At 64.1% G+C, this 6,294-nt stretch carries 8 protein-coding genes; 3 read left to right on the top strand and 5 right to left on the bottom strand.

Features of this window, described 5'->3' with window-relative positions; genetic code table 11:
* Positions 1–139 precede the first annotated feature (139 nt).
* Positions 140–442 carry a hypothetical protein gene (locus ABIC70_RS28280; RefSeq protein WP_354442416.1) on the top strand — a complete coding sequence of 101 codons (303 nt, stop codon included), beginning with the start codon at positions 140–142 and terminating at the stop codon, positions 440–442.
* A 687-nt stretch (positions 443–1,129) separates the two neighbouring features.
* A complete protein-coding gene (locus ABIC70_RS28275; protein ID WP_354442419.1) occupies positions 1,130–1,480 on the top strand; it encodes a hypothetical protein in 351 nt (116 codons plus the stop codon).
* Between the two features lie 737 nt (positions 1,481–2,217).
* On the opposite strand, the gene ABIC70_RS28265 is transcribed toward ABIC70_RS28275, so the two are convergent.
* The 4 genes from ABIC70_RS28265 to ABIC70_RS28250 are packed head-to-tail and all read right to left on the bottom strand — an operon-like array spanning position 2,218 to position 4,399.
* A complete protein-coding gene (locus tag ABIC70_RS28265) occupies positions 2,218–2,790 on the bottom strand; it encodes a hypothetical protein (protein WP_354442412.1) in 573 nt (190 codons plus the stop codon).
* The gene (locus ABIC70_RS28260; protein WP_354442410.1) at positions 2,790–3,137 is read right to left on the bottom strand and encodes a hypothetical protein; all 348 of its coding nucleotides are present in this window, start codon (positions 3,135–3,137) and stop codon (positions 2,790–2,792) included. Before ABIC70_RS28260 ends, ABIC70_RS28265 begins: the two co-directional genes overlap by 1 nt.
* Positions 3,138–3,154: 17 nt before the next feature.
* On the bottom strand, positions 3,155–3,697 hold the full coding sequence (locus ABIC70_RS28255) for a 3TM-type holin (protein ID WP_354442408.1): 543 nt from the start codon (positions 3,695–3,697) through the stop codon (positions 3,155–3,157).
* A gap of 3 nt (positions 3,698–3,700) precedes the next feature.
* The gene (locus ABIC70_RS28250; RefSeq protein ID WP_354442406.1) at positions 3,701–4,399 is read right to left on the bottom strand and encodes a glycoside hydrolase family 108 protein; all 699 of its coding nucleotides are present in this window, start codon (positions 4,397–4,399) and stop codon (positions 3,701–3,703) included.
* A gap of 205 nt (positions 4,400–4,604) precedes the next feature.
* Here ABIC70_RS28250 and ABIC70_RS28245 point away from each other — a divergent pair, with 205 nt between their 5' ends.
* Complete coding sequence (locus ABIC70_RS28245; RefSeq protein ID WP_354442404.1) at positions 4,605–5,714, top strand: class I SAM-dependent methyltransferase; 1,110 nt, start codon at positions 4,605–4,607, stop codon at positions 5,712–5,714.
* Positions 5,715–5,725: 11 nt separating this feature from the next.
* Here ABIC70_RS28245 and ABIC70_RS28240 read toward each other — a convergent pair.
* A partial coding sequence (locus ABIC70_RS28240) for a hypothetical protein (RefSeq protein ID WP_502916060.1) occupies positions 5,726–6,294 on the bottom strand: 569 nt, incomplete at its 5' end.

The following is a 6,294-nucleotide window of genomic DNA, read 5'->3' as shown; positions in this document are numbered from 1 at the left end:
ACCCGCTACGACAAACTCGCCCGCAACTACGCCTCGGCCCTCGCTCTGGCCGCCGTCATCGCCTTCTGGTGCTGATCGAGTCCACACCCTAGCGCGGGATACCGATTGCCGCCGCCCGCTGCTCCGCTATCCTGGCCCAATGCGCACAGCCCTCGCCGCCCTCGCTCTCGTCGTCGCTGCCGGTGGGGCGAAGGCGCAGCAACAGCTCCCGACCGTTCCTGAGTTGCTGACCGCGGAACTGAAGGCATCGCAGGCCTGTGAGGGCTCGGGAGATCCCGCCGTCATCCATGAGCAATGTCGACTTCGTGATCGGCTGAGCGGTCGCTTGGCGCAGGCTGGCTATTGCTGGGGCCGCAAGGGTCAGACCGACGAGAAGAGGGAGTGGCACGCCTGTCAGCCGGACTCGATCTATGAGGATGACATCGAGGCCGTACAGCGCTGACAGGCTGAGCCGGGAGGCTCATTTCGCCACCTGCCACCAGTAGCTCTATCTGCTCGGCCCCGCCCCGATCTGCTCACGGGGCGGGGGAGCGCCTGATCTCACCTGGGTGTGATCTGAGACGGTACGCAACTTGGCTCTGGGGTAGGATGGCTAGCAGCGGTTACCGGGCTGTGCAGGGTCAGCGGCGCGCGCGCCCCGCGCCGGGATCCTTCAGAGTATACAGCCGACTCCGCCGCGTGTGAGTCGCACGCCGCCAAGGGGCGAGCGCGGCTACCAGGGCCTTCGCCCGTCACGTGTCACATACACGTTCGCAATTGCGTCAGCTTCAGCATGGTGTCCGGCCCGGTGATGTGCGTGCCAAGCGCCTGTAATCGTTTTGAAAATCCCACGGGAGGTGGGTCGAGTGATAAAAGGGGCACCGCCTGTCGTGGGCAACTTCTTTGCGTTCAAAATACGAGCGATTTTGTGCCCGGGGATTGTCTCGCCCTTCCCGTGTGCGGCGACTCAGGTCGGGCACCGAAAGGGGGAAAGTTCAGCCAAACCCAATGCTGAGGGTAGGCCCGACGCGGGCAAAGGAAAGCCCTCTGACGGCAGTGATGCAGGGAGCATGGGCGCGGCACCCGCCCAGGCAAAACGAACCGCCTACCGTTGAACGCGTTCACGCCTCTCAACAACGGAGAGCACGACATGAAGGTGATCACAGCGACCGTCCTTGGCCTGGCGTTACTCAGCGGAGCCGCTCCGGCCTTCGCGCAGTCCTACGGCGGGCGCGACTACGGCTACGATCGCGGTGACTACGGCCCTCGTGACGGAGGCTACGGAGATCGGGGCTACGGTGACCGCGACCGCCGCGACCACGATCGCGACTATGACCGAAGCTCGCGGGGCGGGCGTGGCGACTACGCTTTCAACGAGATGGAATATCTGCGTTGCAATCCGGACGTGCGCCGGGCGGTCATAGGTCGCGCAATCAAGTCCGGGCTGGAACACTACCGCAAGGTCGGCATGGCCGAAGGCCGGAAGTTGACCTGCAATTAGAGCGCCTCTGAAGAGCAGAGCAGAATGTGAGAAAGCCCCGCGCGGCAATGCCGGCGGGGCTGAAGAAGGCGCACGCAGTTGACGGCGCTCAGCGGCTACTTGCTGCTGCCGCCGCCACCGCCGCCCTGAGGAACGGCGCGCTCAGGCTGATTGGCATTCCCGGCGGATGACGAGCTGTTCGACATCGTGTCGGCCGGCTGCCCGGTCGGCGAAGCCGTCACGGCGCCAGTGCTACCGGTCGTGCTGTTCTGCGGCGCAACCACGCCCGAAGCGCCAGGAGCGGAGGGCGCCACGGGAGTCGCCGCGGGAGCCTGCGCAGATGCCCCGCCTGCGAGGAGGCTGAAGACGGCGGCGGCTGCGAGAACGCGATGGCGCATGAGAACCTTCCTTTGCACTGAAGGCTGAGAAACGCACTCGCTTGAGAGATAGTTCGATACTGACGAAGCCAGGGGGGCTCGAAAAAGCCCCACGCGGCGGTGCCGGCGGGGCTGAGTGGATCCTGGGAGGAAGCTGAGCTCAGGCAAGCGGCGGGCCACCAGTACGAAAAAGCCGCCGCGATCGGAGCCGGGCGGTTCGAGGTGGTCTCGGGATGTCCAGATGTAGACGGGAGTCGGGTGCGCGTTAATCCGATCCGGCGGGCGGGTCTTTCGGTGCGGTTCGGTTGCCGATGATAATGCCAGCCATGAGCGCCAGCAGAGCGATCACCACGGTCAGATCCTGCTCGACGGGCGCGCAGGTCATGAACCTGGCGCCCGCGGCAGGATCTCGAATTCCAGCGGCGGAAGGATCGTGGTGATCGACCATCCGAGCGCCCGCTGGAGCGGATTGCAGTCGTAGGCCACCACTCCGAGAAGCCGGCCTCGGCCGGGCATCGCGTCGAGCGGGATGAACGGCCCGATGACCTCTTCCTCGCGCCCGAGCGGCCCGTAGGCGTCGAAGCGCTCAGGCTCGAAGTCGAGCCGCCGGCCTGCCCCGTCGACGATCCACCAGCGGCGCGTGATCTCGCACGACCGATCCCGCACACGAACGCCGCGGATCAGGAGGCGGTCTCCGACGTGCACCTGCTTGCCCGGGTTGACCACCTCGCGGGTGATCTGCCGGACCGGTGGCTCGCGGTCGATCGCCATGGAGAAGATCCAGCCGACCAGCGCGACGAGCGAGGTGTAGTAGAGCGCGTTGAGGACGAGCTGTAGGCGGGCCTGGCGCCGGGACGGGCCGTAGGCGAGTTCGATGGCGCGGGCATAGATCTCGTCCGTGCGGTCCACTTCGGGCAGCATCACAACCTGCGGCGATTCCGGTTCAGGGGGCATCAGTGCGGCACCCCGCCCTTCGACAGGACGAGGCCGACGATCGCCAGGACGATCGCGCCAAGGACGGATTTCACCAGCCAGCCGACGTGGTCCTTCAGCTTCGCGACGTCGTCCACCACGTCCTTGAGCTCGGTCTTGGTGGCGTAGACGTTGCGCAAATCCTCCCGGATGCCGCGCACGTCGGATTGGACCGCATCGAGCTTCGTCGCCGAGACCGCGACGTCGACCTGCATCTTGGTCCAGGCCGCCTCGTCCTGTTTGTTCGGGGCTTCCGGCATCATGCCCTCTTGATCGTGGAACCGCAGGAAGGCCGGCGGCCGGGTTTGGGCTTCGCGGGCGGCATCCATCGCGCGAGCATCCGGGCTCAACGCCGTGCCGGCTGCGGACTGGGCACAGCCCACGGCACGCCGGTCGTGCGCTCGTAGGTCCGCATCACGCCGATCCCGAGCAGGCCGGCCAGGATGGGCCAGAGATCGTTCATGACGAGCGTCGGAGGTGCCGGAAACGCGAAGCCGAGCACCGTGCCGACCAGCGCGCCGGCCCAAGTGACGATCGGCGCGAAGATGTACTGGTAGGCCAGCCCGGCGACACACACCCACCCCGCGGCTGGCCGCCATCGCGAGGAGAAACGGTCGTTGCCCTGCGCCTCGGCGAGGTTGATGGCGTTCTGCTGCTCGTTCTGCGCCTGGAGGGCGGCCGTCAGCGCTGTCTCGCGAGCCGTGAGTGCCTGCTCGATCTCGGCCTGAGCCTCGGCCTTCTTCTGCGGGTCCGGGATCGTCCGGTCGACGATGACCTTCGCGATCTCGGCGATGCTCGGGATCGCCGCGCCGATACCGGCCCCGAGCGCCGGGCCCGCGCCGCCCGTCAGGACGCCGCCGATGATGGATCCGATGACGCCGACAGCCATGTGTCAGACCTCCTTCTTCGGGTAGGCGGTCCGCAGCCGCGCGAGGGCGGAGGCCCAGAAGCCGGGCGCCGCCGCGGTCGGCGCGGGCGCGGCGGTGGGCGAGCCGCTGTTGCGCGGGGCCGGCGGGAACACCGGCGGCGCGGGCGGCGACAGCGGCGCGACCTCGACCGGCACCGTGGGCACGGCCACCGAAGCCATCGCTAGTGCCTCGGCCCGCACCCCCTGCACACGCGAGTTCCACCCCTTGCCGAAGGTGGGCCAGGTCGAGAGACGCCGCAGGAAGGCCAGCCGGTCCGCACAGATCCGCTCGACCGTCTGGCCCGCATCCTTCGCGCGGGCCGCCGCCAGCGTGATCGGACCGATCTTGCCGTCGTCCGCAACGCCGATCGCCCGTTGCAGCGATGAAAGAGCCCGCCCATTGCCCGAGTTCACCGCGAAGTCGAAGACGCAGTAGTCCACGCCCGCCGGCAGCTCATCGCCGCGGACCGCGTCCCAGTAATTCTTCCGGTAGATCGGCGCGACGGTCGCCTTCGTGAGGGCTCGGACCTCGGTCTTCGTCGCCGTCCGGCCGAGCCAGCCCGACAGCGTGCCGATGGTGATGCCGAGGTTCGTCGCACCGCCCGGGTCCGCGGGGTGATCGACGTATCCGCCCTCGTGCATCAGGACGAGCGCGAGCGCCCGCTCGAAGTTGGCAGCGGCCATGTGGTCCTCACGATGTCAGGGGTGGTGGAGCGTCAGCGCCGATGCGGCGGCCGGGCGGAGATCCAGACGGGGCCGGCGCCCTCAATGAGGACGGGCACGAAGGCGCCGCGACGGTGTCGCGCGACGATGACGGAGCACTGATCGCTGCCTTGCAAACTAAACGCGAGTTCACGATATGGCACCTCAACCAGAAGGGGAGAGCGCCATGGGCATGTCGTGGAGCTGGATTAAGCAGGCTGAGGAGGTGGGGATCTTCAGCCAAGGTGGCGGCCGGATCCTCGATATTGGCTCATCGAATTTGTATTCGATAACTGCTGCGGATGCTCGCCACTTCGTTCAGCGGTTTAACGGATCGCCCCAGAGCAATCTCGACGAGTTTGCCGCACGGATGGAGCGCGGTTCTGGATATGATCCTGTCCGCGGCGGCCTGAACGAAGCATTCGTCGGCGAATTGTTTGAAGAAGCCGGATTTGGGTATGACGCCGTCGATATTGCGGATGGATATAAGACAACAATAATAGACTTTAATAAAGAACAAATGCCGAAAAAGATGACCGGTGCTTATGACGTGGTCATTAACTGTGGAACTACAGAGCATATTCTCAACCAACTTAATTCATTTCGCAACATACACGATGCCGCGAAGGTTGGCGGGTACATATGCCATCAGCTGCCAGCTATTGGTTTTTTAGATCATGGATATTTCTGTTACACAGGACGATTTTTCTTCGACCTGGCCGGATACAATGATTATGAGATCGTAGGCTTCTGGTTTGATGGTGGAGTCGGTCAAGAAAGCGTATATAGCTCAGTGAATTCTTATAGCAAGTATTTCCCGGTCTTGAAGACCGTCATTGAGCGTGGGAATACTGAAGAGCGCGAAAAGAGATTATCCGGACTCGGAATACCGACCGTTAGCATCAACATATTCTATAGGAAAAAATCCGACAAACCATTTATGGGAACCGTCGAGACATCTACGTCTGTAGGTAATATTCCAGCCACTATCACTAAAGGTTACGAAACAAGCGGCAGCCCATCAGAGCAGAGCGACGCCGAGTTGATGCGTAAATTCTTTAACGAAGATTTCTATATGCTCAACAATCCGGCGGCTGGAGATTACCCTGCCGGGGCAATTCAGCACTTTATCGATGTTGGATGGAAAATCGACGCGGATCCAACGCCGGGATTTTCCACGCTCGGCTATCTTGAGGCCAACACTGATGTTGCTGAGACCGGAATGAACCCCTTCTTGCATTACATCAGACACGGCATTCAGGAAGGTCGAGGCTGGAGCAAACCCCGGGACAGCTGATGTGAAGCAATTTAGGTGCCCAGCGCGGGCCACTTGATCGCGGTGAATATTACCTGCGCGTGACCGACGTCGCTCGCCGCATCGATCTCTGCCTTTGCGAGAAGCCGGGTGCCTCGGATCGCGGCGCCGACCTGGAGAAACGCCTCGTAGGCGGCCTTCACCGAGCGGGCCACGCCGAGCACATCGGCCGCGGGCTTGCCAGTCTTCGGGTCGATGTCGACGCCGATCGTAGCAGCCAGCATCGGATAGTCCGACGGCTCGATGGCGCCCGAGACAGCGAGGGCAGCCTTGGCCTGCGCGTAGGCCTCCTGGTACTCCATCGCCTGGCCGGAGCCTGCGGTGATGAGTGTCAGGCGCAGCGCCTCGGCCTTGGCGTCGACCTCGGCCTTCAGCGCAGTCTTGATGTCGGCGAGCTCGGGAATCGGCGCCACGTAGGGCCGGAAGTCGGGCTGATCCTCGGGATAGCCCTCCGGCAGATCGCCGAGCCGCTCTAGGGTGTGAACCGAACCAAGGCGTTGCAGGGTTTGTCGTTTTGTGATTCCAGGCGGCCGTTTTGCGGCCTGGAGGTAGCGATGGCGGA

Source organism: Methylobacterium sp. 1973 (assembly GCF_040545035.1).
GTDB classification, from domain to species: Bacteria; Pseudomonadota; Alphaproteobacteria; order Rhizobiales; family Beijerinckiaceae; genus Methylobacterium; species Methylobacterium fujisawaense.
Note: the sequence above shows the minus strand (reverse complement) of the source record. Positions and strands in the feature narration are given on the sequence as shown.

What these genes read in the sequence shown, in the direction of transcription:
- ABIC70_RS28275 (WP_354442419.1), top strand. Translation starts at nt 1,130, where the DNA reads ATGAAGGTGATCACAGCGACCGTCCTTGGCCTGGCGTTACTCAGCGGA.
- ABIC70_RS28265 (WP_354442412.1), bottom strand. Translation starts at nt 2,790, where the DNA reads ATGCCCCCTGAACCGGAATCGCCGCAGGTTGTGATGCTGCCCGAAGTG.
- ABIC70_RS28250 (WP_354442406.1), bottom strand. Translation starts at nt 4,399, where the DNA reads ATGGCCGCTGCCAACTTCGAGCGGGCGCTCGCGCTCGTCCTGATGCAC.
- ABIC70_RS28245 (WP_354442404.1), top strand. Translation starts at nt 4,605, where the DNA reads ATGGGCATGTCGTGGAGCTGGATTAAGCAGGCTGAGGAGGTGGGGATC.
- ABIC70_RS28280 (WP_354442416.1), top strand. Translation starts at nt 140, where the DNA reads ATGCGCACAGCCCTCGCCGCCCTCGCTCTCGTCGTCGCTGCCGGTGGG.
- ABIC70_RS28260 (WP_354442410.1), bottom strand. Translation starts at nt 3,137, where the DNA reads ATGGATGCCGCCCGCGAAGCCCAAACCCGGCCGCCGGCCTTCCTGCGG.
- ABIC70_RS28255 (WP_354442408.1), bottom strand. Translation starts at nt 3,697, where the DNA reads ATGGCTGTCGGCGTCATCGGATCCATCATCGGCGGCGTCCTGACGGGC.